This window comes from Hymenobacter lapidarius, from assembly GCF_001816145.1.
Lineage (GTDB): Bacteria > Bacteroidota > Bacteroidia > Cytophagales > Hymenobacteraceae > Hymenobacter > Hymenobacter lapidarius.
In genome coordinates, this window is sequence record NZ_MDZB01000019.1 from 1 (window position 1) to 1,829 (window position 1,829).

At 56.5% G+C, this 1,829-nt stretch carries 3 protein-coding genes; all 3 read right to left on the reverse strand.

Translation table 11 applies throughout. From position 1 onward, the window contains the following. Positions 1–21: 21 nt before the first annotated feature. Positions 22–1,017: a DUF6056 family protein gene (locus BEN47_RS00700; protein ID WP_125921428.1), complete on the reverse strand. Its 996-nt coding sequence runs from the start codon at positions 1,015–1,017 to the stop codon at positions 22–24. Positions 1,018–1,065: 48 nt separating this feature from the next. Next, complete coding sequence (locus BEN47_RS00705; protein WP_239691451.1) at positions 1,066–1,719, reverse strand: IS630 family transposase; 654 nt, start codon at positions 1,717–1,719, stop codon at positions 1,066–1,068. Then, positions 1,647–1,829, reverse strand: a 183-nt coding sequence (locus BEN47_RS21860; RefSeq protein WP_239691452.1) for a hypothetical protein, incomplete at its 5' end; no start/stop codon positions are given. The genes BEN47_RS00705 and BEN47_RS21860, both read right to left, overlap by 73 nt.

Consider the following 1,829-nt stretch of genomic DNA (forward strand, 5'->3'; position numbering starts at 1 on the left):
TGGCGGGCCGCCATCACCCGCTCACGCAGGTCCTGAGAATACGCTTGCATCCCGGAAAGATAAATCAAAACATGTACGCCAACCTGGGAACCGCTCTAGATAGCAGAAGAGCACTGCCATGAATAAACCGGTAAATAGAAGTCCTGGCCACAGATACTTGCGGGTAGTAACGCGGTTGAGCAGGTTAGCGCGCGGGCTTCGGGCAACGGCCTGACTCAAGGGCAGCATAATGATGGTTAGCACCAGTAATAGGCCGTTGCCTGCCCAGTTAAGCAGCAAATAAACAGTGGTTCCTGCTGCCAGCCAGACTGAGCGCGCCATCTGTATTTTTTCGCCCTCGGCCTGCAAACGCACGAAATTGCCAGGAGCTGCCAATGTGAATATGCTTCCAAATACTAGCGCTGCCATCAACCAATACCCATTTTTGTAGGCGTGCGAAATGGAGGAAAAGTACAAGTGTGCTCCTACCACCAATAAGGTGATAAGGGCAGTTACTTCTGAGAAGCCTGGAATCAAGAACCCGAGCAGGATGCAGACAATCCACTTCAGCCGCTGAGGAGAGCCCACCGGAGCAAAATAGATACTAGCCATCAATGCCACTAGCCAACAAGTGAAAATCAAAGGAATAAGGTACGCCACCACGCCCGTTAGCCAGAAAAGCCCCTCAGCTGGCCACGGGAAAGCACTAAATCCCGCAATTAGAACCATGCTGCCGGCTACCAACCTGCCAGCAGGAGTGCAATCTTTCGGGATGAGCGCCGCAGCCGCACCGTACAAGCTGAGCGCAAAAACCCCGATGAAAATGGTAATCAGATAGGGATACCAGGCAACTGAATCTCCCATGCCCAGGTGGATACAACTGAAAAGAGAGGCAGAAAACCGCCCTGAATAAGTGAAATATGTGTTCCAGACATAGCATCCTACAGTGGTCGTACGCAACGCATTCCCGATAGCAAAGTCATCGAGCGCGGGGTGGCTGTAGGAAGCCAGCGCCAGAAAAGGCAATACACACAGCAAAGCCCAAAAAAGTAGACTAAGTAACTGGCCAGAATTAAAGGGGCAGTGTTAGGTGGCAAATTGAATGGTGTATTGCTGCCCGACGCGGTCCAGGATGTGCCAGACGGCGGTTTTCAGGGTCTTGAACGTCAGATAGGCTTCCGGGCGGAGCCACTCGTACTTGATTTTGCGCCACAGGGTCTCAATTTTGTTGAGGTGCGGGCTATAGGCGGGCAAATAGAACACGTAGACGTCTTGGTCTTCCCACGCGGCCAGCCGCGCCTGAAAGGCGGCCGCGTGATGGATTTTGGCGTTGTCGAGCACGAGCACCGTGGGGCGGGTGCGGGTGGCGGCCCAGGCATCGAGGGCATCGATGACAAAGGCCGCGTCCAGGGAGCCTTCGCGGGCAGCCGTGTGCAGGTCGTTGGTGGTCGCGTTGTAGAAGCCCAACACGTTGAAGCGCTGGCTGTGGCGGGGCTGCGTGGCGACCTGCTCGCCGGGGAATTGCCAGCCGTAGGGCAGGGCGGAGGTCAGGCAAAAGCCCGATTCATCGCCGTAGTAGAGGTCAATGTGCCCGGCTTTTTCCACCTGCTGCAACGCTGCCAGGCGTTGGGCCTTGTCGGCGTAGTCCTCCGGGTCCTGGGCCATTTTCAGGCTGTGGCGGAACCGGCGCCAGCGCCCACCACGCTTTTTAAAAAACGTTTCAACGTCCTGGGGGAGAATTCTTTGTTTAACTCCTGGCACAACGTGGCCGTCACCTCTTTGAGTTGCTGGCGGTTGGCGCGCGCCGCCGCGCGCACCGGCGGCTCGTCGGCCGCCGTGAGCACCGGCGG